The sequence below is a fragment of the Bradyrhizobium sp. CAR08 genome (assembly GCF_052871955.1).
In genome coordinates, this window is record NZ_JBIXJX010000033.1 from 1 (window position 1) to 24,221 (window position 24,221).

Sequence of the window (24,221 nt, forward strand, 5' to 3'; positions counted from 1 at the left end):
CAATTCCGGGTTGATCGTCGTCGCTCCAATTGCGGTTCGGATTCTGTTCATGGAGCGGCGCACCGCATCAAGGAAGGCCGCGCTCGCATTTTCCATCAGATGCCAGCGGTCGGCGACTTGGATGGCGTTCGGCAGCGCCTTGGCTGCTGCCTCGCCGTATCCACCACCGCGATCTCGCGACACAATGTTGATCGCTGGGTGCTTCGATAGCCACGCCCGAACGGCCGCAGTTTCCCTGTCGGGCAGCAGGGTAACGATCCGCCGACGCTCCAAATCGCACACGATCGTCCCGTATCGATGGTTTCTCCGGAACGCCCAGTCATCGATGCCCACAACAAACAATGGATCTGTCGGCATCGCCGTTCGCCGGCGGACCACCCGTAGCAAGGTATCGTTGCTGACGGGCAACATGAGCCGCTTGGCGAAGCTTGCCGCCGGCCGGCCGCCGAGCGCCAACCCCAAGTGATGGACGATGTATTCCAGCCGTGCCGTCCGGCGCCGTCGAAGCGGGACGATGTCTTCTCCGAACCGCTCTGCGAAGATCCGCCGGCGGCAATGCGGCACCTCACATGTGAAGCGCCGCGTGAGCAATCGGAGGCGCACCTTTCTCCCCGCTGATGGCAAATCGGCCACGTGCCGGATGTAACGGCTATGGATGCGGCTCGACGCTGTCGCGCACAAAGGGCACCGAGCCTCCGCAGCTTCCGACCTAACAGACAGAACAAGCGAATCCATTGAGTCACTTACACCATCAAACACCAAACCACTCGGTACTAGCGATGAGATTTGAAAGCCCGTCCGCATGGCGCTGATTCTCCGTTTGAGAACCACAGTCGCCCGGCAAACTTCATCGGAAATGAGTCAGCCCCAAAATTGGACGCCGATCAGCGTCAATTTGCAAACGATGACGTAGTTGCGGTCGGCACTCGTGGCAGACAACCTCCGTTATCGTGGAGCCCTCGCAATCAAATGATTCGAAGGAGCTCCGAGAAGCAAACTACAAGATAACAGTGGCGGCAACGAAATAAATGAGAGCGCACACGGAACGATGGTGAGTTGAATTCAGGTATTGTTTCCTCCAGAAGGCACGGGAAGTGCGAAAGAGGGGCAAGCCGACCTGCGAAAGGCGCTGACGCAAACCGAACGAGTTTTGTTCGCGGGACGGAAGCGTCGGCCCCACCCGAGCGATCCTATCGGGCTTAGGAACCGCTCTTGAGGAGCGGGCCCGCAGGCACCGGAAGCGCGGACGTAAACGTCAGGTGTCGCGATTGTTGCAAGTGTTCTGTCGCATTGACGACGCATGTCACGATGCGCTCGGTAATCCTTGATGCAGCCCTTTGAGCCGCGATCTTCCACGCTTGTATCGATGTTTCTCGGAGTTTTGCGGTGCGAGATTTTGGGATCGGCATCGCGTGGTACGGGATTTGCTGTTCTCGTCCCTAGATCGTCTCGGCTCCGGGAGAAAAACATGGTCGATGTGCAAGACGTTGTGCTGTCCGCACGGGAAAAACAGTGCTTGCGGTGGGTAGAGGAGGGCAAATCATCCTGGGCAATCGGAGTCATACTCGAGGTTAGCGAGAATACTGTCAACTTTCACCTTAAGAACGCGATGCGAAAGCTGGAAACAACCAGCCGCACCCAGTGCGTTGTGAAGGCGCGCCGCCTCAGGCTTATCTGAGTTACAGCGCCTGCTGCCATTCAGCGCGTGCGCGGCGACCCCTATCGTCACGTACCGGAATCAATCCGTTACAATCCGATCTCGTCTCCCGAGAGCAGCGGGTTGCGCGACCCATGATCTGGCCGTTCCGGGGCGGGATTGCTCCAAGTCATCGCCGGTCTTCTGGCGTTGGATCCCCGCAACTAGGCCCAGCCGCGGCCGAGGAAGCCGCCCGCGAACGGAGCCATGATTCACCGGAATCGTCGACTGGAGCTTCGGCAAGAAGCAGCGCCAGGGGACCATCGTGTACGGCCTGGAGAGCCGCGGTATGCCGTGCTTGCGAATCGCCGCACTGTGATGCTGCGGGATTGACTTTCTGGAGCATCCGACGGTGCCGCCGTCATGATGGCGACTACCGACTGGGGCGCCGCCCCTATCGTCCACGCAGCTGAGCGTTCGTGCTCGATGGAGCAACCCGCGCTCAGCTTTCGCTCATGGCACGCGTCCTTTCTTGCGGCCGGTTCGAATTGTGTTGGGTGCGCCGCCGATTCAAAGCTACCAGGTGGCGCGAAAAACGCGCATCAAGATCGGTATCTCGAGCGCAAGCAGACCGACGCCGCAGTTATCGAGCTCGTCAGGAATGGGTGAACGGTCATCGAGATCGGACAGAATCGGAATGTCATTCTATTCACAGCGAGGGGGCACAGTTAACCAGGGTCTCCGGTCCTCTACTATGTTGTCGCCACGAAGCAAGTTTATGAAGTGTGGCACTTTGCCAATTTAAGCCGTAAAGTTCTTATCGCGCCGTTTGCAAGACGCAGCACATCCCGCTCGCCGGTTTCGACCGAGCACTCCGAACGAGTTCGTAACCGATCATAGCGCAGGGTCGGAGGGCTATGTGCCAGGATCGGATCTGTCTCCAAAAGGCGCTAAGCCTTTATAAATGCGGCGCTCACAAGAGCCTCATGAGGCGGGATACGCTCGGGCTGAATCCGATGCATGATGAAAAGAGGCCGCAGACAAATCTGACACAGAGCGCAACAGTTATGCCGGAGCTCGGGTTCTTTGGCAGCTTAAACGCGATCCCTGCCCTCACACCCTCACACGACCAGTGATGCAGCGGATAGTTATAGAGGCGTTTCTTAAAGCTACAATGACGGACGTCGGCTTTGATCCAGCAAGTTTGCCCTCGAATTTCGCGTAGTTACTGTCTGTGAGAACCTCGTTGTCGATTGCCCTAGTTTAACGACCCCTCGTCGGGCCTGAACATTAGCTGTGCCGGAGAGTGCCTTGCACCAAACACCTGGTCATCAGTCATGAATCCGGTCTGGACAAGCTTATCGAGAACCAGGCTTGCACGCTGATGCACATTCCGAAGACCAATGTGCGAAGCTACATCGAGCGGTTCATTTAGCAAGCCGGCAAGGGTGGCCGCTTCGCTCAGGTCATGTCCTGAACGCGTTTGTTGAGATAGAGCCGTGCCGCATCACTCACGCCGAAGATAGTGGCTCCGATCTGCACCCGGTTCAAATAGATCGTTAGGAGTTCATCCTTGGTGAGCCGCCGCTCGAGCCAAATCGCGACAAGTGCCTCGTGAATTCTGTCCTCGACAGCGGCTCCATTTGACGGGAATAGAATCCTTGCAACCTGCTGGCTAACGGTCGAATGTGTGCCGTCTAGGTTCCAATTAGCATGGAACGAGCGGGCGATAGCAGCAAGGTCAATGCCGAAACGGCTGTAGAAGCGGTGATCCTCGGTCAAAGCCTCGCCTTGATTAAGGCGTCCGGAAGCTCTTTCAGCCAATCGAGATATACGTAGCGCAACCGCTGGTCTGACCCGCGCGGCAATCCGGCAGACACACTGTAGGGTCAGAGTGCTCGCCCCAATTCTGACCTGCGGTCTCATGAAAAAACTGGGATTGTCACGATCAATGACAGTATCAGGCTGATGATCCCGAATGTTAAAGCCTCCGAAAGCGGGTCGACAATCACCCAGCGTAGCGGTCGGCCAACACGCAGCGCACCCCCCATCAGCTCCGTAACCATAGGGGTGATTGAACAGAGACGCCTAGCTGATCCCATTATACGCTCTTGGATCGCGGCGGTCCGGCTTCGCGGCCTCATCTGATTCACTTGCTTCTTTCAATTATCTGGAGTTCGCGCGGCGAAACGCGTGCCGCTGTCGGCATGCCGCTCGGCCTTCTTGTTTCCATGTTTTTCATTGAAATCGCCGAAGAAAAGCTTGTGTGGGGCAATCAGACAAGTCGGGAGATGCGACACGCTGCGGCTAGAACGACACATGCAAGCTTACAAATCGGGCGTCAGCTCTGAGGGCATGGGGCCACTACGCCTGCAGTTATGAGGGTCTCGCGGGTCGTGGGTCGTTCAGCCGTCACGCTGTATTCTCGATGGTATCTAGTCTGCAGCACCCCGATGCTGGTTGCTCGCAAGCGAGTCGTTTGCGGGAGCTTCGCTAGTCGGCATCACAACTGAAGCTGTCACTTTGGTACATCATTGCTCGCGCGTCCCGGACATCTGAGTGATGGTTTCGCAGGAGCAGCGGAGTGGGTACAAGCCATATACAGCCGCGCGCGCTCTCGCCGCCTGCGAGCATGCCAGCTGCGGACGGCATAGCCGGCGCCAGAGCCTGCGATAAAGATCAGAGCGAGAAGAACAAATGCCATCGTCAAGATATATCCATTTCCAGCACCGCCTCGCAGATCGTAAATGTGCTGTGCCGTCGTCATGAGGCGGGTTATGTCTCAGTTGAGCGAATCGAACCGCTAGTTGGTACAACTTGACGCTGGGTCCGATTCAAGTCTTTAAGAGGTCTTGGGTGGCATGGTTGCTGGATCACTCAGGACATTGTGTAAGAGAATTCGCGATTCGCCCAGGTGTTCGGCTGTTGTAAGTTGTGCGCTCTCGGCGTAGTACCCTAGCATATGTCCCTTACGCCAGAGAGGCTGACGTCGTCGCCGCCGCGGTTCTCCCCCTTATATGCGCAAATCCACGCCAGCTTTCGATCTGAACACCATGTGAGTGCACGCGACTGAGAGCGGTAATGCAACGGCAAAGCCACGCCCCATCTTCCTAAGAAAGGCGCTTGTCGATACGGATGAGTATGGTTCCGAATTTGTCGGCGTGGCGAATTGCGCACATGGCGCATCTGTTGTCGGACAAGAAGTTCAATCGTGCCCAAGCAATCGGGCCGTGCAGGGTAATCCGCCTGAAGCGCGCAACCTCCGCATCTCGCCCAGCCCTTGCTCGACTGGCCTTCTGCCATCGATAGCCGATCTGGCGACCCACAGTTACGCCGGTGCCATCATGACAGCCCTCGGGCGTGCCGCCATTGAAATCCCAGCAATTCGAGTTTGAGCCGAAGCCACCGTCCATGCGGATATAGTAGCTGCTCCAGTCGTAGATCGCAGCCGCGGCAGGGCTGCAGAGCTTTGGTGTAGAGAGATTGGACGGCCTACGCAGGCAGATCCGCGCCGAATGCGGACGTCACCGCGCCGTCGCCATAATGCTTACAGTCTCAGCCAATAAGTTCTTCATTTCTACTCTCATCCCCTGGGCGCCCCCAGCCACGCGCTTCTTAACAACATTCGCGCGATTTTGCGGTAACTGCTTCGCAACATTGCGCCTAAAACAATGTCCGGACCGAACGCTGCGTCAGGTTGCGGCTTTTCAGATTATCTCCAACTGCGCCCCAATGCTCGGATGCATGCGGGCACAGCTATCCCTACGTATGGACGAAAGTTGGCTGCCGATCTCAGCGGATAAACCACACCGCAAGCCAAATGATGATCAGCCACACCGCGACGGAGAAGAGCAAGGCGCTTTGCAACGTCCTCGCTCGTATCCTGTGACGCCACCGGAGGAGCTGCGATGAGCAACCGGTGAAGCGCCGACCGCGTACAACAGCTATCACGTCATCGTAATCTGAAAACCGGAAGTGAGAACGATGCTTGCGAATATACGCAAGCCGGTCAGTGGGTGAGAGGCACTGTGCCCACACCTCCCGTGCCTCATCATCAAAACATGAGCTATTCTCAACGACTTCGGCGAGGCGCTCGTCAGGCTTCATGATGCATCCGCTGTACTGCCCGTCGCAGATCGAATTCTAGAAAGGAAGCCCCACCTTCGAAACTGCCAGTTTGGGTAGGCTGCTTCAGGGAATCTAGCTCGGCCAGGAACCATTGATCACGGCCAACGCGAGCGTGATCCTAACGCGAGATCAGATCCGAGGCGTCCGAGCGCCCTGCATCTCTCTTTTCACGCAGTGCAGATCGCGAGGGGCATCCAAGCGCCTAGATGCCGTAGGAAATTGAAAATGGTCATCGCCGACCCTGCAGCAATCGCGCTCGCGTCCAATTCAGTTCAAGCGCTAGCTCGCCCGCGAATTGTCTACGATCTCTGGTGGAAGTTCCGCCCGGCAATAGCTTCCGCACATGCTAAGACCATATAGATGCTGCGCGGGCTTGACTCTACGCGCCCACGCGCGTGGCCGCCAATCTGGGTTGCGCATCTGTGCTCGTCGAAGTGGCGGCGGGAGGTGTTCGCCCTCGCGTGACGGATCGGCAATTTCCTTGCTCGAGCGAGGCCGAATGCAACGTTAGAAACCGGGCCTGCGGGAACTTGGGGCGGGAGCGTAGCGGAGGCATCGGAAGGAAAGAGAGCAGCAGAGAGCCGGGCGCGCTCACGTCCTTTCCGGCTACGCCAGCTCGGCTCGTCGTGGCCAAAGCCGGCGAAGAACATCGTAAGAAAAGAAGTGCTGTCGTCATCCTCAACGTCTAATCCCGAGGAGTGCCTTGATGTGCTACGTCACCCTTCTGCATCGCTGGTCGACAATTGGTCGGCGCGATTCGGCAGATGCGTGATTCCGAGGGCGAGACGCTACGTATGAGCCGAGTCCCTCCGGCGACTCCCGGCCGAAATGCATTCCAGCTCGATGTGGCCGACAGCAGCGTGTGCGTAGCGTGGCACAGCTTTGCGGATGCGTCCCAGAGCAGTCCACGCCGCGATCGTTGCAGGAAGCTAAATGCGTTATGCCAATCGATGTGGTTGGTCAGACTGGTGCGCTTAGTCCGACGGCATTGCCCATCTTCCCTGCTGGTGGGCAACGGACAAAACGTTTCAGGTGGCATCTGAAACGTGGAGGAGACAAGCCATCTGGGTGCGCAATCGGCGCGACTCTTGTGTTCGCGCGTCGGCAAGCGGTCGGCCGGCCACAATGAAATGCAAGGGCGACCGCACTCATCCTTTGAAACCCAGCGCCTAAATCAGTTCCCTGTTCTCGCCAAGCGCCGTCGAGCGGCGCGAAGCCTGACCGATGCGAATCAAGCGCAGCCATCCGGAATCCCAGCTGACAGAGAGCTGCACCCAACGGCGCATATCGCCCTTCTCGTTACTGGCGATTGCGCGCTGCTCTTGCTTGGCCAGAGCTCTGAGCGCAAGCGGCCCATACTGCTTCATTATCGATGTTCGATCCAGATTGATGCACCCAAGCAGCTCCCGCGCGCCTACGTCACGCTGCGCCCCAGTCAGGATAGCCGGACCAGGAGAGGCCTCGATCTGGGCGCAAGCGGTGAAAAATCTATTGTTTTGACGTGAGGTTTCCATGCTGCGGATGGACCAAGAGGGATCAACGTTCGGCGGGCAAGCCGATGCTCTTGATCGACTTGATCAGGCTAACGCGATAGAGTGGCTCAGCATGCGACCGCCCTTTCGGTGATTAAGTTGCAGAGCTGAAGGGGCCTCGCACTGTTCGATGCAGCGGGCGGTTGAGGCTGGCCAGAGAAGCGTCGTTCGTGATGCACGAGATTAATCCGAGCCTGCAGCATTTCGGCAGGTCTCCACCCAAGCCCTGCCGGCCGCCAGGGAGGCACTAGATTGATTAACTAGCGTGGTGCTGTCGTTGCATGCCACCGGGCTGATGGCTGCTCAGCAAGTAAATCGAATCGCCTCGCCTAACATCAACCGTGCACAGCCAAACGTCGCGGCAAGGGATCGACGGAGCGGGGCATGCATCAATGCATCTTGCGATGAGCGCTCAACATGCCGATCTCGCTAAGGAGATCCTGGGTGCGTTGGGGTTCGCTGGCCATGAACATTTTCATTGCAGAATCGAGCGAGCTGTATGCTCGCTCGCGGACTGCCTGCGGCAAATCAGGAGTTGCGTCGATCGCAGCGCGCGCGTCGCTCATAATCTTATCTTTGGCGGAAAGAAGCTTCGCGTCTAAAATCACATGGAGCGTCTCTCGAACGTCAGGTAAGAGTGAGCTATCGCTATCGATCAATTCTCGAAGTTTCCAAAACATACGCTCGACTGCTACCATCGACCCCAGAACTGACATCAGTCTTGGTGACATCATAGGCGATCTCCTTCTCCAGCCAGACTCTGGTGGCCATCCGCCAAATCCGACGCCTCCCCGATTGACACCGGCGTGCGAGGTGATCCTGAACAGGCGAATGACCGGAATTACGTTTCCGCTGCTATGCCCCCGGGCGGCGTGAGACGGACCTTCAAAGGGCACTCATTCGCTGTGCTCCGAGGCCGTAACATAGTGTGCGTGAGACGGCGTCAAAAGCCGACATGGAGGACGTGCGCCGTCTTCGTTTTGCCATACGCTGCAATGGGTATTGGAGGTGGACATCTACTGCCAAAGCATCCGTGCTCTTCCGCGTGTGCGCTGCGATCGCTCTGTCGACGACGCCGAATCGGCTGAGTGATCCCGCTCACGCAAAGCTGGTCATCCGATATCCCGTTGCTCGGACCGCGGACGCGTTCCTTGATTGCGTGGGTGCGTCGAGATCGACCCTCCCGAGTTGGCGATCGCGTGTGTTGGTCGTGCGCCACGTTGACCTCGATCAATCTATTGGTTCTCCATCGACCGCCCGGTCGAGCCCAGCCGTGATAGTAGGTTATATGCGCAGATCATTTTCATCTGCCGGAGTCCGTATCTCGGATTGACTCACTTCGACTGTCTTACTGTCCTGCTCACTGCACGGCTATGCTGTGCAAACCGTGCATTTCACCCACCAGCGGCCCCCGCGTTTCTCCGCACGCAGCTTGCCGCGGCGGATCCGAGAGAGCACGGCTTCCGGGCTTATGTGTTTCGTCGCTGCGAACCGCTGAACTGTGAGGTAGTCCTCATGGACAGGTGGAGGGGTGCTAATGCCGTGCGCAGCCAGCAGAATGCGCAGTGCAGCCAACTCCGCCAGCACGATCTCGAGCTTGCGCGCGATCTCCTCCGTACGGTCGGAGCGCTGCCGGGACCGTGTCACGACAGGCCCGCTCTGGCGATAACCCACACCTTGGATTCGTCTGGAATGCGATCGACGAGCCGGCGCGCCAAAGCGGGATCAGCCTGAACCAACTCACGTGTCCAGGCAAACCAATGCTCGGGCATTCTCAACGCGTGCAAAATGAGAGATAGGCGATTTATTGCCGTTAAGCCTTCTGTTTGCTGATGCAGCCGAAAGGCTCGCTTGGGTGTAAAAGCCATTTGAACGATAGCAGCGGCTGATCGAGCCATTCGGCAGCGGTGCTCATCGGCGTCGCTATTGCCTTCTATTATCAGGTCAACCGCGAACTTATCGGAACCGCTGTGGGTCATAGCCCGCGCTCTGCCGCTATGAGCTCGGAGTGAATCGCAGTGGCGGTGTTGAGGCAGGCCTCCAGTGGTAGAGATCCGAAGGCGAGCTGGCAAAGGAGATAGTTGACGCCTGCCTCTTCGACGTGATCCAGAAGAGTTTGGCGCACCGAAGCGCTCGTTCCGACAACGCACAGTTCACTCTCAATTGCGGCATCCAAGGACAGGGGCAGGTTAGATGGAGGCGGGATGTCATTGAGTTCGTACAGGAACTTAAAGCTTCTAAGCCATGCTTCGTAGGCTGGCGCGGCGAGGGAATGGGCCCCTGCTTCAGTGCTGGCAATCACAACCATGCGGAGCAATGCAAGAAATGGTGCTGAACTGTTGGCGTCACCCTCGGCGTTTTGATGAACGCGATAGACATCGGTTATCTTGCGAACGGCAGAAGAAGGGCCCATGCACGCGAGATTGGCGCTATTTGCCGCCGCCCAGCGGGCGGAGTCTGGCCGATTTGTCGCAATCCATGTCGGGGGACAAGGACGCTGGTAAGGCGAAAGCGTCAAAGGGACGTCGCGTAGCGCAAAATGCTGCCCTTCGTATGAGAGCGGGCCCCCATTCATCGCGCCGACGAAGATTTGGGAAGCTTCCTCGTAACGGCTAGAGGCCACATCGGCTCCAACGCCAAAATAGCTCAATTCGATCGGCAGAGAGCCGCGACCAAGGCCGACCTCAAGCCTGCCGCCGCTCAGGTGATCCAACATGCAGATCTCCTCGAATGCACGCAGCGGGTGATAGAGGTTGAGCAGCATGACCAAAGGACCGACGCGAAGTCGCCGTGTGCGTTGTATGACGCTTGACAGAAACAAGTTCGGCGACGGACCCAGTCCGTGCGGAGTGCAATGATGCTCCGCTAGATGATAGGCATAGAAACCGAGCCGGTCGTAGGCCTCCGCCAGGGTAAGGCGGTCCGCGTATTGCCGTGCGATATCCCGGCCGTCCTCGTCAAGATGATCAAAGATGCCGCAGGTCAGATTTGAGGGAACCACGTTTCTCACTCACTCATCTCCTATATAGAGAGGACCGGAGTCCGCCGGGTTTTGGGGGCAAGAGGCGCTCCCTGGGAACGCGATGCATGTGCTGTGAAGCGGTTCTCTACAGCTCGTATTCCGGCAATTGGACAAGGACTGAGTCCTGCTGCGTCGCGAAGCTGCATCATGTGTGGGTCCGGATCGATTACGACAGACATCTGTGACAAGAGTGAAAGGGACCATTACCCACGACATCCCACTTTCCTAAGAATGCTGCCGACGGCGGCAAGAAACGCATCCATCTGGCGCTTTGTACCGATGCTAACCCGAATGCACTCTTCCAGGCCGGCATCCGGAAAGAAGGCAACAAGGACTCTCTGGTCTTGCAACGCCGCCTGCCACCATCTGCCACCCTGGCCTACCGGCACACGGGCGAGGAGGAAGTTCGCGTGGGAAGGCGTTACGCAGAATCCAAATTCAGAGAGGGCGGCCGTTACGCGCTGGCGCTCAAGCCTGACGTGGCGATGGTTCTCCTCATAAGCGTCGCGATGCGCAAGGACGCTCATGCCCACGGCGTGAGCGACCACATTCATATTGAAGACATTCTGGATGTTGCGAAGTCTCCCGATCAGCTCGGGATGGCCGAAGCCGAATCCGACGCGGATGCCAGCGGCGGAATAACTCTTGGAGAATGTGCGCAGGACCACAAGATTCGAATGTTGCTGAACGAGGCGTAGGCCGTGCTCAGGTGCGAAATCGACGTAAGCTTCGTCCAGTACGATCAACCGGTCAGATCGTGAAACGAGGCGTTCGATCTCAGCGAGCGGAACAAACGATCCGGTCGGATTGTTCGGATTGGCCAGCAGAATGAACTTGGCATGTTTAGCCGAACCGAAAAGCAGCTCGTCCATCGGCAAGCAGTCCGGTTCAGACCAGGGAATTTCAATGAAACGGGCCCCTTGCAACATGGCAAGCTTGCGATTGAAGGAAAAACCCGGCGACATCATCGCAACGTCGTCGCCCGGGGCAAGAAAGGCTCTGTAAATGAGGCTGAGCAGTTCAGACGATCCATTGCCAGCCATCACGCGATCAGTTGCAATGCCATAGGCAGCTGCGGCCGCTTGCCTCAAGCTGACATTGTCGTCTTCTGGATAGCGGTATTGCAGCTCGAGAGCTGCAATTGCGCTTCGCATCACGACGCCTGGCAACGGAAAGGGGTTCTCATTCGTGTTTAGTTTCACGCAATTGTTGTCGGTGGTGGGACGCCCCGACGGTAGAGCATCCAGTTCGCGAGCCACCGGCGAGAGCGCGGAGAGCATAGTCTGCAACTTTGCATCCAAAGTGGTATTCTCCCTTTTTGTCGACGAGAGTATTTGAGGGCGTTCGGCGAGCCTACGTGGCTGCGTGCGCTTTGTTCGGACCCAAGAAGGGCGAGGCCTGCATGAATGTGAGTGTTGGGAGGCAGACCTGGCTCTAAGGGCCGTACCGGATCAGACTCCGTCTCAAGGCCGGATAGCGATCAGTACGGATCAGGCGTCGCACGGCGTTTTCCGAACCAACACCTGTTTCCAGGAAAGAGATGGAAGGCCACGTCCCTCGACGGAACACCGCAGCTAACGATTGGCTCGAACCCGCGCAATCGGCAGACGGACTGCGCGTGACTGACATCGTTTCACGACGTACGTTCGTTCTAAAGAGGTCCTGACAGCTCACTCCCGAGAGCGAGGCGGGCATCAATTTCACTGGCCGGAAGAAGACACCGGTCTTCGTCGGCCTTACGAATGTGGATGTGATGCTCACTGCAGTGGCACCAGACGAATGGGAACGTACTCTTCGGGCGGCCCTGCGAGCGCGCACGATAGCTGTGATAGCATTGCTGCGAGGGTGAGAAATGCTGAGACTGCGGCGATTGCGAGGCACGTGAGCAGCGCGTAATCGATATATCGAGGATGGTTCATCATTCGAACGCTCCGTACGGTGTTGGCACGGGCGGTCAGTTCTGCTCGACCGCTTCGACGGTATTGTCGCGCCAGCGGTACACGATGAAGCCAGGAGCGGCATTGTCTCCGTTGGAGTCGAATGCAACAGCGCCGATAGCCGTGTCGATTGACTCGGAGCGGAGGGCCGCAGCGACCCGCGTGGCATCTAAGGTGCCGGCCCGTTTGACGGAGTCGGCCCATGCTTGAACCGCGGCATAAGCGTAGAGCGTGTAACCTGCGGCGGTTAGGCTCGAACCCTTGAGCTTGGCGAGAGCAGCTGCGCCTGCAGCATTCTTCGTCGGATCCGGCATAAAGGTAAAGAGCGTGCCGTTCGCAGCCTCGCCGGCAATGGCCAAAAAGTCGGTTGTCGTCAGAGGATCGTTGGCGATCACGGTCAGACGTGCGCCCGCCTCCGCGGCTTGACGCACGATCAGGCCGATCTCGTTGTAATAGCCGCCGATATAGACGAGCTGGATTCCCTCTCTCTTCAGTCGCGAAACGAGAGCGGTGTAATCCTTCTCGCCTGCAACATAGCTTTGTCGAACGGGATGCTCGCCGGCTGCACGAAGGCGCGATTCAACGATATCGGCGATACCCCTGCCTGCTGTGCTCTTGTCGTCGAGGACTGCGAGCTTTGCGCCTTGGTGGTGCCGGACGATGTAATCGGCCGCAACCCTGCCTTGTTGGTCATCGCGGCCGCAAATCCGAAACAGCGTGGCTAGGCCGCGCTCTGTCAGACGCGGATTCGTCGAGCCGGGTGAAATCTGAATTACCTCGGCTTCGGCGTATATGTCTGAAGCCGGAATCGACGAAGATGAACAGAAGTGACCAACGACGAGCTTGATCCCGTCACTTGTCAGGCGATTGGCAACAGCGACGGCCTGCTTGGGATCGCATGCATCGTCCGCGATCTTCAATATGAGCCTTGTGTTAGGCAGCAGACCCGAAGCATTTATCGAATCTACAGCTGCGGCCGCTCCATCGCGTATCTGCGCGCCGAGCGCCGCAGTGCTTCCCGTCATTGGACCGGCTATGGCAATGTAAACATCTTCTGCTTTGCCGCTCGAGCTCAGGGCCAAAGAAAGGAGCGCAGCAGCTGCAAGCCTGTGAACGCGAAGGACCGACATGTAGGGCTCCCGATGTCTCGCGCTACGACTTGGTCTGCTCGCCATCCTGGTATGACGGCGACCAACAATCCGGCGCAATGATGTTTCAGTCGAACTCAGGTTGGGTACGGATGGGCTCAGGTTGTTGCCAGGTTGGGCATAAGCATCGGGCGGACACGGACGAATGGACGTTCCGAAACTAGTCAGGAGAAGCGGTCTAAGGCTGACAGCACCAATATCGAACATCCCGCCGATACCCGGTACTCGCGCCAATCTTCCGTGCTCGACAGACGTGTGCCGAGGAGACGCTTGGACGGCGCGGGACGATCATCGAGCGACGGGTTCTCGTGGAGAACTCTCACCGAGAACGTCCGTAAGTGGTGCCGGTCATCGGAGTCTCCCTTAATTTAGCCGACGCTCTGTCCGTCGCCCCGCTGCTGCGTCGATGCTTTTAGAAGGTACAATGTGACGCTACGTACGAATCAAGTACTTTGAAGCGTGCTCGTCGAGGTTGATTGCCAAAGATCCGCAGAGCGAAACTCCAAATAGTGGGACAACGCAGCTTTGGAGGCGAACTGCTAGGGACCAAACGACCCTGGCTCAGACAAGGATCACCATGAGCTCATTGGGTTTGGCGACATTCCAGTGGGAGGGCGTCGCAACGGGTGCGCTCAATTCTTTCCCAGCTGGTCCTCCAGCGCGGCGAGGGCGAGATCGAGGTATCGCATGAGGCTCGCATCCCAGCCGGCGAGATTGTGTGGTTCGGTCAATCGCGTCAGCACCTTAAGTATCATCGAGACAGTCGAATCAACTCCTGCGATCTCAGTCAGCAGCGAACGGGCCTGACGCGCGATTGCATTTGCCCGCTTGCAGCACGGAGGCTCACCCTGGTCCATGCAGCTTCGCAGCTCGTCCCGAATCTTTCGCCACCGATCTTCGCGGCTAGCGTTAGAGGCGCACGTGCAGATGGCAGAGCGGGTACGCTCCTCAATCCGCGACATGGCATCTAGCGTCGCCGGCAGCTCGTCGACACTGACTTCTGTCTCACCTTGCGTCGTCATAGTGCGCAATCGATCCCGTAATAATGTCGCGCGCGCGACTTGAAGCTCAATCCGCTCCAGATGGTTTCGCAACAGGTCCGTGAGAGATGTCCGCCCCTCGATCGCCTTGCGGATCTCAGGAAGCGAGAAGCCGAGCTCACGTAGAGCGCGAATCTGGGAGACGCGTTGTAGGCTTTCCCGATCGTACATGCGGTGACCGCCACACGTACGTTCCGACACCGTCAATAACCCGGTATGTTCGTAATGATGCAGAGTGCGTACGGTTACACCGGTCGCCTCTGCAAGTTCTCCAATGCGCCATCGGCGCCGTCGTGGTATCGCGTTTGTCATGATCCTCAATTTGCAAGCCTACAACCTGACGTCACGTGAGAATCAAGTTATTTCAATGATCTAGATGATGCGTCTCTTGCTGCAGGCCCCAGGAGGTTAGAGTGCATGCCGGTGCTCAAGCGGCCGAGACAAGTGCAAGCATCAAGTACGCTAGCGACGCCAATTCGTCCCTCGCTGCGCGTTGCATGACCAGTCTGGCGATCGCCACGCGATTCTCGCTGGTTCGCATGCATGACGGTAAAGACGCGATCGCTTGATCGAACAGCCTTCCCAAGCTCGCGAGATCATCCGGATCGTAGACTCCGCTCGGCTTATCCAACAGAAAGCTCCCTTGATGATTGCACTCGCGCCGCACGTGACGAAGCCGTTTGGCTGTGGTGGGGCAAAAAGGAGACGGAGCGGCGACGTGTGCGAAAGATTGTGACGGGTGCGTCCACGTGGTGCCGTTGTGCAACACGGCGTTTGCTTCCCTTTTGCCAAGAGCGCATTAACCGAAACTGTACAATGTCTCCTCGATCCTGCAGCAGCGGTGGCTATTTGCGGCCTGATCATCAGGAGAAGCGAAAGCATGTGCGTGGCAACCCGCTGAGACACGGCCTCCCGAAACGGGAAGCCCAGACACAGCACTGATCTGACCAGATGGCTCTTTTTCAGTCGCAATCCTTGCTGTGACGTCTATTACCTACGCGCGCGGTGCGGTTGATTGGGTTGATTATCGTCGGTCAGTCGCGCGATCACGTGCGCGGCGCGGCGGCCGGCTCGGCGCCTAACAGCTTTTTCGACCGTCGGCTAGCCCTCTTGTGTTGGCAATGTGGGCTCGAAGGCGTCGCGCGCGCGATTGCTCCCAGGTTTTGAGTGCCGGAAGATGATGGCTGCTCTTCAACGACGCAGGTCCGCCGCCGTAAACGTCGGGAGAATGAGGGGAGACGGAGCTCAAGACCAGTCCTGAAGACATTATCTCAACGCAGGCGCATCTGAAGCGCCTGGCAAAACGTTGCTCCCAATTTAAGGACCGGGTCTCGAACAATCGTGCCATATCCGTCGCATGTGGCGGCACTCAAAACGCGTCTACGGCCGCCCCAGGTGCCGCGCGCTCACGCCCGGGGAAAGCCTTGGCATAACTAATACAGCAATAACTTGCGTGTTTAGGCTTGCGCCGGCTCGGTGTCGCGGAGCGCAGTACATCGGACGGCCCTCGGCAGATGTAATCCACCCGAAGTGCAAGGATTCCTAGCGACACTGCCTTTGCAGAATCACTTGGCAAGCCTTTGGTAGCCTCGCTATACGGGTCCGCAATAGCAAAGCAGAGATGCTGTAGCTTGGTGGAGGAGTTTAATGCGCGTCTTAAGACCGTGCTCAAGTCAAAGCGACTTCCCAGATCGGGGGGCAGTGTCTGGCGGATTCGCCGTAAGGATCCCATCGAACATAAGGCTCGACGGCGAGCTGTCGCGGTATTGGCTTGCTCGTCCGGCCGCTCACTCACTCAATTCCAGCCTCTAACAGTATCGCTTTGGCAAGCGCGCTGGACATAGATGCTTCGGGTAAGATAGGCAAATCATCTTGCCGCAGCAAAGGAGCCCTTCGGGGTTAGCGGTGCGAGGCAGCAGCTCGAGATGGACGGCGGTGGCGCGATGTGAGTCACGCCGCGATCTTTCGAAAAACACGATTGTTGCGACATCGGAAAGAAGGACCCCGCGCCGATGAACCGATTTGGCTCGGGTGAACATGTCGGCCGAAATGATCGAAAGCTGGAGGAGGAGCAGGCTTGGCGAATGGGAGCGGCGAGCGCTTACGCGGGCGCACCTTGGCACAGTTGCGGTCCTCTCATCATGAACACTCCTCACCGCAACACGCGCGCAGCCGGAAAAGTGCCGCCAGCTGATGTCGCTTGATCCGGGTTGATCCTGCGGTCTGCAAGCTTGCAGTTGCACTCGATCACGCGGCATCGCGCGCATCGAGAGGAAGATAAGCGCCATCGAGAGAGGAAGTGTTCCGAATTTCCATTGTGACATTGTGCAAAGACACGCAGTCTTCCCCGCCCATCCGGGTTTGCGCGAGCTGGCGGTTGGCTTTGGGGTGCGCGATCGTGGGCGGCGTTTGCGTTCAGCTTTCATGTTGATTCGACCTGAACGAGCAGGAAGCGCCTCTGCTGGTCATCAGCCATTTCTATCTAGTGGCGCGCTTCGGGACTAACTCCATCGCTGTTGAAGGCAATGAGATCCACCAGTTCAGGCAAACAGCGATGCGGGTTCGCTACCAGGTGAAGCCTGCAACTTCGATCGCAGGTGCTGGCCTTGAACCTGACGCGGCGTGCGATTCAAGCGAGTTTGGTGCTGAGGCCGAACATTGTTCGCCGGACAGGCCACATAATTTTTGCGTACTCTGAAGCTGGCGCATGCACCTGTGATGCGGTCCCGTCCGAATCAGCGGAAAGTCCTTAGCCGCCAAGCAAGCTGTGTGATGCGCAGGATCGTCACGGCACCGCGAGTCAATCGGCTGCGACCCGACCAAACTACGCTTAAGCGCGCTTTTTTTCACTGTGCCAAACGTCAATCAGAGGACCGGGGGCTTCGGGCCTGGCGTAAGTCCGGTTAGCGGGAGCAGGCCGCAACCGGCCCGAACAGTCCTAGGACGGGCCGTGACATTGGCTGATCTCGGACGGAGAGACCATCGTGGATGCCTGCTGCAAGAATATGTTGCGCAACCACATGCTTGCAGGATCAGTATTATGAATGGCGGGCCATTGGACGGCCTCTGTGAATGTGAGAAGTCGCAGGGGAGGTTCGACAACCCGCAGCGGCATCGTCTGTGCGAAATGGCTGACCAATCTTGAGGGCATGCTCGCTATACGGTTGGTGCCCAATAACATAGGCGGAATCATGCCAAACCCCTGCACCGCGACCTCGGTGCGTATCTTGAAACCATGCTCGAGCAAGAGCCATTCGTGGAAGGAGGGCCTCAGGGAGCGCCCGAACTGGGCTTCCACGTGCCCGATCGAGATGTATTTCTCGAACGTGAGACGCGAAGCGAGCTGCTTGTTCATGGGGCAGCCCACGCAGACGAAAGTGTCATCGAACAGAGCCGCCTTTGGATGCGCGCTCGACATGAACATCTGCGGATACATGAGAAAATCGACTTCACCGCGCCGGAGAAGCTCATCAGGTTCCTCTGCGGGCGGCAGCAACTCGAAGCTGATTGTTGGTGCTTCCCGCGCGACGCGGTCCACGACCCCTCGAAGAAACACGACAGTCATGAAGTCGGACAGGATGATCCTAAATCGCCGATTCGATTGAGACGGATCGAAGCCGTCTGGAGAAATAATGGAGTGCTGAATGTGAGCGAGAGCCTCGCGAATCGGGGCTGCGAGCGCTTCAGCCCGCGGCGTTGGGACAAGCTTCCGTCCTTTCATGGTGAATAGCTCATCGCGAAAGTAAGTGCGAAGCCGCGCGACGGCAGCACTCATGGCAGGTTGACTGAGGTTGATGCTTCTTGCCGCCGTAGTGAGATTGCCTTGCGTCACCAGGGCGTCGAACGCGACGAGGAGATTCAGATCAAGGCCCTTGAAACGCATAATCCGGAGCGATCCACGCTGTGAATGTGTTCTATCGATATAATCGATTTTACCATTTGTACCGAATGAGGATAGCAAACGATAGTTTAGCGAGATGTCAGATCCATCAGAATGGTTACAAACCGTTGCGCGTCTCAGCCCAGCGCTAGGTATCAATCAAGACGTCTCGATCGAGCGGTCGCAGTTTCGCGCCTGTTGCGCAAGCCATATCGCCGTGAGCTAGAACGATCGGAATCCGCAAAATTGCGTGGGCGTATACGACGAGCAAACCATCGTATGGCTTCGCCAACCCATTCTATATCCACCGTGTACCGCCGTAGAATTGAGCGAACCCTCAACCAGGCCGTAGATTGCCGTCCGGTCGCACCCCTCCGGTTGCGGGTGCCAAATGTGCCTTGGTCGCATCCGATTGGATTGCGTCCTTGCGACGGTGACATCGTGCGGAACATGCAAGCGAAGGCGTCCTTGGCGAATCTGATGAAAGTTGCGCACACGCGCGATGTGGTCGCGATTGTGAATGCAGATCAGTCAGTGCGTGAAGATCTGACGGATATGGTGTTTTCCGCAGGTTACGTGCCTGAACCATTCGAGAGCGCAGAGGGGGTCTCGAAATCAGACCGCCGTTCGATCACGTCGTGCTTGATCGCGGACATGCACTCGAGCGCGATGAGTGGCCTCGAGCTCTTCGATCATCTGGTTGCATCCGGATGCGCGATTCCCACCGTTCTGCTCACAGGCCATTCCGAACACGATGTGAGGCGAGGCCCTGGACTCCAGTTCATGAGCAAGCCTTTCGAAGGTAGCGAGCTGCTGGCCTGCGTCAGGAGCCAGATAGCGAACAGGAATGACGCCCTATGAACATGATCGTGCCCGAATCCACACGAGGTGTTTCGGCGCGCCCTCCAGTCCGTTGGAGGTTGTGCTGGGAGAATGACCTTGAACTTGCTGACCACATTGAATTATCCGACTTCTTCCGGAAGACCTATGGTCCGACCGGGGAATTCAATGCAAAGCCCTTTGAAGGTCATCGAAGCTGGGCCGGCGCAAGGCCTGAAATTCGGGCAATCGGCTACGATGATCATGGCGTTGCGATTCACATCGCGGCACTACGCCGCTTCATAAAAATTGGTCAGACCGATCTGCTCGTGGCTGAACTCGGATTGTACGGGGTTCGCCCGGATCTGGAGGGGCTTGGAATAACCCACTCGATCCGAGTGATGTATCCCGTATTGCGAGATCTTGGCGTGCCGTTCGGCTTTGGCACGGTCCGAGCTGCCCTGCAGAAACATATTACCAGGCTGCTCGGGCGACAGGGATTGGCGACTATTCTGCCAGGGCTCCGCGTCCGGTCCGCTCGTCCGGACATCTACCTCACTGTGCCTCCGACGCGTGTGGAGGACGTGGTCGGCCTCGTTCTGCCGATTGCGAGACCCATGAGCGATTGGCCGGCGGGTGACACGATCGAACGGAACGGGCCAGAACTGTGAGGTCCACGAACGACGCGACTGAAGCGCGGAGCGACTACGCCGATGCCGGCGGAGAGCCTTGCGTCTATCTGAGCTTTGATGATGGTCCCAACCCGCTTTGCACGCCGGCTATCCTGGATGTTCTGGCGCAGCATCGGACGCCCGCCACCTTCTGCGTGATCGGTGCATACGCGGCGGCCCAGCCACAGCTGATCCAGCGCATCATTGCAGAAGGGCACGAGGTCGCAAACCACACAATGACGCACCCGGACTTGGCCAAATGCATAGCGGATGAGGTGGAATACGAGATCCTCACGACGAATAAGGTCATTGGAATGGCCTGCCCCGGGGCCTCTGTGCGGCACATGCGTGCGCCGTACGGGATCTGGAGCAAGGAGGCCTTCGCCGTGTCGGCGAAGGCCGAACTGGCAGCCCTGCACTGGTCAGTCGACCCGCAAGACTGGTCGCGTCCCGGCGTCGAGGCGATTGTTGCCGCGGTGCTGGCCTCGGTCCAGCCGGGCGCAATCGTGCTCCTGCACGACGGATGCCCTCCCGACGAGTTGGGACGCTGCCCTCATGCTGGACGGCGCGACCAGACCGTGACGGCGCTCGCGCAACTAATTCCAGCACTGCATGACCGTGGATTTGCAATCCGGTCGCTTCCTCAACCTCACTGAATAGATCGATTCCCATGAGCCTGCTTGCCACCATCAGCACCGCTGCTGTTGCCTTCTACGCGTTGCTCTCCAGCGTCCACAAGAGCGCGCAGGCGCTTTATGCGCTGCGAAGCGACGCTCCACTGCCGCCGTACGACGGGGTCGACGCCGATGCTCTGCCCAGCGTCGATGTCATCGTGCCCTGCTTCAACGAGGACCCGCGCACGCTGGCGGCCTGCCTGAAGTCTATCGCAAGTCAGGATTACCCAGGGCGATTGCAGGTCTACGTGGTCGACGACGGCTCGGCAAATGTCGGCGCAGTGGCCGCGGTCCACGCGAGCTACGCGTATGACCCGAGATTCACCATCATTCTGCTGCCAAGCAATGTTGGAAAACGCAAGGCGCAGATCGCAGCGATTCGCCGCTCATTCGGCGATCTCGTGCTCAACGTCGACTCCGACACGGAAATCGACAGCGACGTGGTCAGCAAGCTCGTGCGCAAGATGCAGGATCCAGCCGTCGGCGCGGCCATGGGCCAATTGACGGCCAGCAACCGAAACGACAGCTGGCTGACCCGATTGATCGACATGGAGTACTGGTTGGCTTGCAACGAGGAGCGCGCGGCGCAGACGCGATTTGGTGCCGTCATGTGCTGCTGTGGGCCGTGCGCCATGTACCGGCGCTCCGCGCTGCTGTTGCTGCTCGAGCAATACGAGACGCAGTTCTTCCGGGGAAAACCCAGCGACTTCGGTGAGGACCGTCATCTGACCATCCTCATGCTCAAGGCAGGGTTCCGAACGGAGTACGTTCCGGACGCCATCGCCGCCACGGTGGTACCGGACACGCTCTTGCCGTATCTGCGCCAACAGCTCCGCTGGGCGCGCAGCACCTACCGCGACACCCTGCTCGGTTTGCACCTGCTGCCCGGCCTCGACCGGTACCTCACGCTGGACGTGATTGGACAGAACCTCGGCCCGCTGCTGCTCGCCATCTCATCGATTGCCGCGCTCGCTCAGCTCGCGCTCACGGGCACCGTGCCCTGGTGGACCGGTCTGACCATCGTCGCGATGACCCTGATTCGATGCAGCGTGGCCGCCCTGCGCGCCGGCGAGCTTCGATTTATCGGCTTCTCGCTGCACACCCCGATCAACATCTTCCTCCTGCTCCCGATGAAAGCCTATGCGCTCTGTACCTTGAGCAACAGCGATTGGCTCTCGCGCAAAATAGCGAAATCACCAGACGTTGATGAATCGAAGGGCTCGACCGAAGACGCGACAACTGGACCAAGCCTTAACCCCGGATCGGAAATGCCTGGCGAAATTCGCAGGGCAGGTCTTTCGCGCGCTCCATCGCAGCTGATCGCGCCGGATGGCATTGCGGCCGAGACTGAGTAAGCAGCTTTGTAGGAGATTAGGTCGTGAACGTGCACCAGACATATCAATCGTTGGAACGGGAGCTGTCTAATGAGGATCCGTGGCGGCTCGACGACAATCCGTTCGAACGTGAGCGTCACACCCAATTGCTGCGGCTGTCGCTGTCGAACAGCGCCGTCTCACATGGCCTCGAAATCGGGTGCGCGGCCGGTGCGTTTACAGAGAAGCTTGCTCCTCACTGCAAACGACTCACGGTCATCGATGTTATGCCGCGAGCGATCGGTCGAGCGGTCCAGCGGACCAAGAGGTGGTCGCATATCAGCTGGGCGGCGACTGACATTCTGCAGTTCTCGGCCGCAGAGCTGTTCGATCTGATCGTGGTCGCCGAAGTTCTCTATTATCTCGAAGACATGACACAAATGCGTATTGCAGTCGACAACATGGTCAAGATGCTTGCTCCGGGTGGGCATCTGGTCTTCGGATCTGCACGTGATGCGACCTGCAAGCGATGGGGGCATGTCGCTGGCGCCGAGACGGTCATCACGATTCTGACTGAAGCGCTCATTGAGGTCGAACGCGTGCAGTGCCAGGGGCAGTCGGCTGACGAAGACTGCCTTTTGGTCCGCTTTCGGAATCCGGAGCCATCTTCGATCCCACCCAACGGCCGAGGCTGAGAGGAGCCACTATGCGTATCTGCGGTATCAAGTTGACGCATGACGGGGCAGTCGCTCTGATTGAGGACGGGCGAGTGGTGTTCTGCGTCGAGCAGGAGAAGCTGAACAATAATCCGCGTTATCAAACCATCGACAACCTGGATTCCGTTGTTAGCGCCTTGGCGGAGCACGGGCTCGATCCGAGCGATGTCGATCAGTTCGTCATTGATGGCTGGGATGGAGAGTTCGAATCCCAGTTTGAAGTCCTTAGTGGGACGACGACCGTCAAGCTCAAGGGCGCGCCGTATGTCGAACGCCAAGGCGATAGCCCCCTCGCGTCCCGCGATCGCATCGGCCTTATGCTTGATGGGAAACTATATCCCTATCAAAGCTATCCCCATGTCACCGGGCACGTAGCATCCGCATACTGCACCAGCTCGTTTGCCAAATCCGCACAATCTGCTTTCTGCTTGGTGTGGGACGGCTGCATGTTTCCGCGCCTCTACTATGTCGAGCCGCACGGGATTCGGTTCATCGAGTGCCTGTTTCCGATGATAGGCCACGCCTATGCGACGGCAGGACATCACTTTGGACCTTACAGGCGGGCGGACCGGACCAGCTGGGATCTCGGCATAGCCGGCAAGCTGATGGCCTATATCGCTCTCGGAGCTCCCGACGAGGAGATTATTGCGACGTTTCAGGAGCTTTATCAGGCGCACTTTGCCACGGATGCTGAGGGCGCTTGTCATAAGCTTGCACAGATCAACAGCTCACTATCACCACTTGAAGCTCTGCACGACTTCTTCGATGCGTGCGCACTGCGATTGAAGGCCAAGCAGGCCGAAGACATCCTTGCGTCATTTCACGTCTTTCTAGAGCGCCTGCTGGTTCGCACAATTGCTGATGTTGTGCAGCGACATTCGGATCTTGCGGGGGGGCGTAACCTCTGCATAGCCGGCGGCTGTGGCCTGAATATCAAGTGGAATAGTGCATTTCGTGCGACCGGCCTGTTCGACGACGTGTGGGTGCCGCCCTTTCCGAACGACAGCGGCTCAGCGATCGGTGCTGCTTGCTCTGCACTGGCGGCACAGCAAGGCTTTAGAGCTCTGGAATGGACGGTCTACAGTGGACCGGCCGTTCGTCCCAGCGAAGTCCCGTCCGGATGGGACGGCGCGCCCTGCACTATGGGCGAACTTGCAGCAATCCTCGCGAGTGACAAGCCCGTCATCTTCCTTGCCGGGCGTGCCGAGCTCGGACCACGTGCGTTGGGTGGCAGAAGCATTCTCGCGGCTGCGAGCTGGGAGGGAATGAAAGACCATCTCAACGACGTCAAGCTTCGAGAGCATTTCAGGCCGGTAGCGCCGATATGCCTGGAGGATCGTGCTGCGGAGATTTTTAGCCCTGGAGTACCCGATCCGTACATGCTGTTCGATCACCAGACGCGACCGGAATGGCGGGACAAAATTCCCGCCGTCGTGCATCTCGATGGATCTGCTCGCCTACAGACGGTTTCCAGAACATCTCAGCATAAAGTGGTCGAGCTTCTCATCGCGTACGAGAAGCTCACAGCCATTCCGCTGCTTTGCAATACCAGCGCCAACCTGCATGGACGCGGCTTTTTCCCGGATGCTGCCGCCGCGTGCCAGTGGGGACGCGTCGATCACGTGTGGTGTGACGGCCTGCTTTGGACGAAAAAGCACGCGACAAAGGACGCGGTGCGGACAACGTCCGTCGCGATCGCGTAAGC

General features: G+C 58.2%; 16 protein-coding genes and 1 pseudogene. 7 read left to right on the plus strand and 10 right to left on the minus strand.

Features of this window, described 5'->3' with window-relative positions:
- Positions 1–804 (minus strand): ISL3 family transposase (locus ACIPUD_RS37690; protein ID WP_446482726.1); only part of this gene is annotated, 804 nt, incomplete at its 3' end.
- A 682-nt stretch (positions 805–1,486) separates the two neighbouring features.
- On the opposite strand from ACIPUD_RS37690, the pseudogene ACIPUD_RS37695 reads away from it, so the two are divergent.
- A pseudogene (locus tag ACIPUD_RS37695) lies at positions 1,487–1,678 on the plus strand (response regulator transcription factor); the annotation flags it as partial.
- A gap of 1,419 nt (positions 1,679–3,097) precedes the next feature.
- On the opposite strand, the gene ACIPUD_RS37700 reads toward ACIPUD_RS37695, so the two are convergent.
- The 9 genes from ACIPUD_RS37700 to ACIPUD_RS37740 all read right to left on the minus strand — a co-directional run bounded on the left by ACIPUD_RS37700 (position 3,098) and on the right by ACIPUD_RS37740 (position 18,326).
- Positions 3,098–3,562: a transglycosylase domain-containing protein gene (locus ACIPUD_RS37700; protein WP_446482727.1), complete on the minus strand. Its 465-nt coding sequence runs from the start codon at positions 3,560–3,562 to the stop codon at positions 3,098–3,100.
- A 3,371-nt stretch (positions 3,563–6,933) separates the two neighbouring features.
- Complete coding sequence (locus ACIPUD_RS37705; RefSeq protein WP_446482728.1) at positions 6,934–7,131, minus strand: hypothetical protein; 198 nt, start codon at positions 7,129–7,131, stop codon at positions 6,934–6,936.
- 554 nt (positions 7,132–7,685) lie between these two features.
- Positions 7,686–8,030, minus strand: a complete 345-nt coding sequence (locus ACIPUD_RS37710) for a hypothetical protein (protein ID WP_446482729.1) — start codon at positions 8,028–8,030, stop codon at positions 7,686–7,688.
- 909 nt (positions 8,031–8,939) lie between these two features.
- Positions 8,940–9,275, minus strand: coding sequence for a hypothetical protein (locus ACIPUD_RS37715; RefSeq protein ID WP_446482730.1), 336 nt, complete (start codon positions 9,273–9,275; stop codon positions 8,940–8,942).
- Positions 9,272–10,306 (minus strand): LLM class flavin-dependent oxidoreductase, encoded by a 1,035-nt coding sequence (locus ACIPUD_RS37720; protein ID WP_446482731.1) that lies wholly within the window; start codon positions 10,304–10,306, stop codon positions 9,272–9,274. The genes ACIPUD_RS37715 and ACIPUD_RS37720 overlap by 4 nt, the downstream gene beginning before the upstream one ends.
- Before the next feature lie 215 nt (positions 10,307–10,521).
- Entirely contained in the window at positions 10,522–11,598 is a 1,077-nt protein-coding gene (gene hisC, locus ACIPUD_RS37725) for a histidinol-phosphate transaminase (protein ID WP_446482747.1), read from the minus strand.
- Positions 11,599–12,272: 674 nt separating this feature from the next.
- Positions 12,273–13,385, minus strand: a complete 1,113-nt coding sequence (locus ACIPUD_RS37730) for a branched-chain amino acid ABC transporter substrate-binding protein (RefSeq protein WP_446482732.1) — start codon at positions 13,383–13,385, stop codon at positions 12,273–12,275.
- A 650-nt stretch (positions 13,386–14,035) separates the two neighbouring features.
- Entirely contained in the window at positions 14,036–14,755 is a 720-nt protein-coding gene (locus ACIPUD_RS37735; RefSeq protein WP_446482733.1) for a MerR family transcriptional regulator, read from the minus strand.
- A gap of 2,626 nt (positions 14,756–17,381) precedes the next feature.
- The gene (locus ACIPUD_RS37740; RefSeq protein WP_446482734.1) at positions 17,382–18,326 is read right to left on the minus strand and encodes a LysR family transcriptional regulator; all 945 of its coding nucleotides are present in this window, start codon (positions 18,324–18,326) and stop codon (positions 17,382–17,384) included.
- Positions 18,327–18,791: 465 nt separating this feature from the next.
- Between ACIPUD_RS37740 and ACIPUD_RS37745 the strand changes: the two genes are divergently transcribed.
- Genes ACIPUD_RS37745 through nodU form a run of 6 tightly spaced genes read left to right on the plus strand, consistent with a single transcriptional unit; the run spans position 18,792 to position 24,219 of the window.
- On the plus strand, positions 18,792–19,184 hold the full coding sequence (locus tag ACIPUD_RS37745; protein ID WP_446482735.1) for a response regulator transcription factor: 393 nt from the start codon (positions 18,792–18,794) through the stop codon (positions 19,182–19,184).
- Positions 19,181–19,813: a NodA family N-acyltransferase gene (locus tag ACIPUD_RS37750; RefSeq protein WP_446482736.1), complete on the plus strand. Its 633-nt coding sequence runs from the start codon at positions 19,181–19,183 to the stop codon at positions 19,811–19,813. The genes ACIPUD_RS37745 and ACIPUD_RS37750 overlap by 4 nt, the downstream gene beginning before the upstream one ends.
- Positions 19,810–20,469, plus strand: a complete 660-nt coding sequence (nodB, locus tag ACIPUD_RS37755; protein WP_446482737.1) for a chitooligosaccharide deacetylase NodB — start codon at positions 19,810–19,812, stop codon at positions 20,467–20,469. The genes ACIPUD_RS37750 and nodB overlap by 4 nt, the downstream gene beginning before the upstream one ends.
- A gap of 14 nt (positions 20,470–20,483) precedes the next feature.
- Positions 20,484–21,842: a chitooligosaccharide synthase NodC gene (gene nodC / locus ACIPUD_RS37760; protein WP_446482738.1), complete on the plus strand. Its 1,359-nt coding sequence runs from the start codon at positions 20,484–20,486 to the stop codon at positions 21,840–21,842.
- Between the two features lie 23 nt (positions 21,843–21,865).
- Positions 21,866–22,495, plus strand: a complete 630-nt coding sequence (gene nodS / locus ACIPUD_RS37765; protein WP_446482739.1) for a nodulation methyltransferase NodS — start codon at positions 21,866–21,868, stop codon at positions 22,493–22,495.
- Between the two features lie 11 nt (positions 22,496–22,506).
- A complete protein-coding gene (nodU, locus tag ACIPUD_RS37770) occupies positions 22,507–24,219 on the plus strand; it encodes a nodulation protein NodU (protein WP_446482740.1) in 1,713 nt (570 codons plus the stop codon).
- Positions 24,220–24,221: the final 2 nt, after the last annotated feature.

Bases quoted from the DNA above. Each gene is read 5' to 3' on its own strand.
- ACIPUD_RS37730 (WP_446482732.1), bottom strand. From the start codon at position 13,385: ATGTCGGTCCTTCGCGTTCACAGGCTTGCAGCTGCTGCGCTCCTTTCT.
- nodC (WP_446482738.1), top strand. From the start codon at position 20,484: ATGAGCCTGCTTGCCACCATCAGCACCGCTGCTGTTGCCTTCTACGCG.
- ACIPUD_RS37700 (WP_446482727.1), bottom strand. From the start codon at position 3,562: ATGAGACCGCAGGTCAGAATTGGGGCGAGCACTCTGACCCTACAGTGT.
- ACIPUD_RS37735 (WP_446482733.1), bottom strand. From the start codon at position 14,755: ATGACAAACGCGATACCACGACGGCGCCGATGGCGCATTGGAGAACTT.
- nodU (WP_446482740.1), top strand. From the start codon at position 22,507: ATGCGTATCTGCGGTATCAAGTTGACGCATGACGGGGCAGTCGCTCTG.
- ACIPUD_RS37710 (WP_446482729.1), bottom strand. From the start codon at position 8,030: ATGATGTCACCAAGACTGATGTCAGTTCTGGGGTCGATGGTAGCAGTC.
- ACIPUD_RS37705 (WP_446482728.1), bottom strand. From the start codon at position 7,131: ATGAAGCAGTATGGGCCGCTTGCGCTCAGAGCTCTGGCCAAGCAAGAG.
- hisC (WP_446482747.1), bottom strand. From the start codon at position 11,598: ATGCTCTCCGCGCTCTCGCCGGTGGCTCGCGAACTGGATGCTCTACCG.
- ACIPUD_RS37750 (WP_446482736.1), top strand. From the start codon at position 19,181: ATGAACATGATCGTGCCCGAATCCACACGAGGTGTTTCGGCGCGCCCT.
- ACIPUD_RS37740 (WP_446482734.1), bottom strand. From the start codon at position 18,326: ATGCGTTTCAAGGGCCTTGATCTGAATCTCCTCGTCGCGTTCGACGCC.
- ACIPUD_RS37715 (WP_446482730.1), bottom strand. From the start codon at position 9,275: ATGACCCACAGCGGTTCCGATAAGTTCGCGGTTGACCTGATAATAGAA.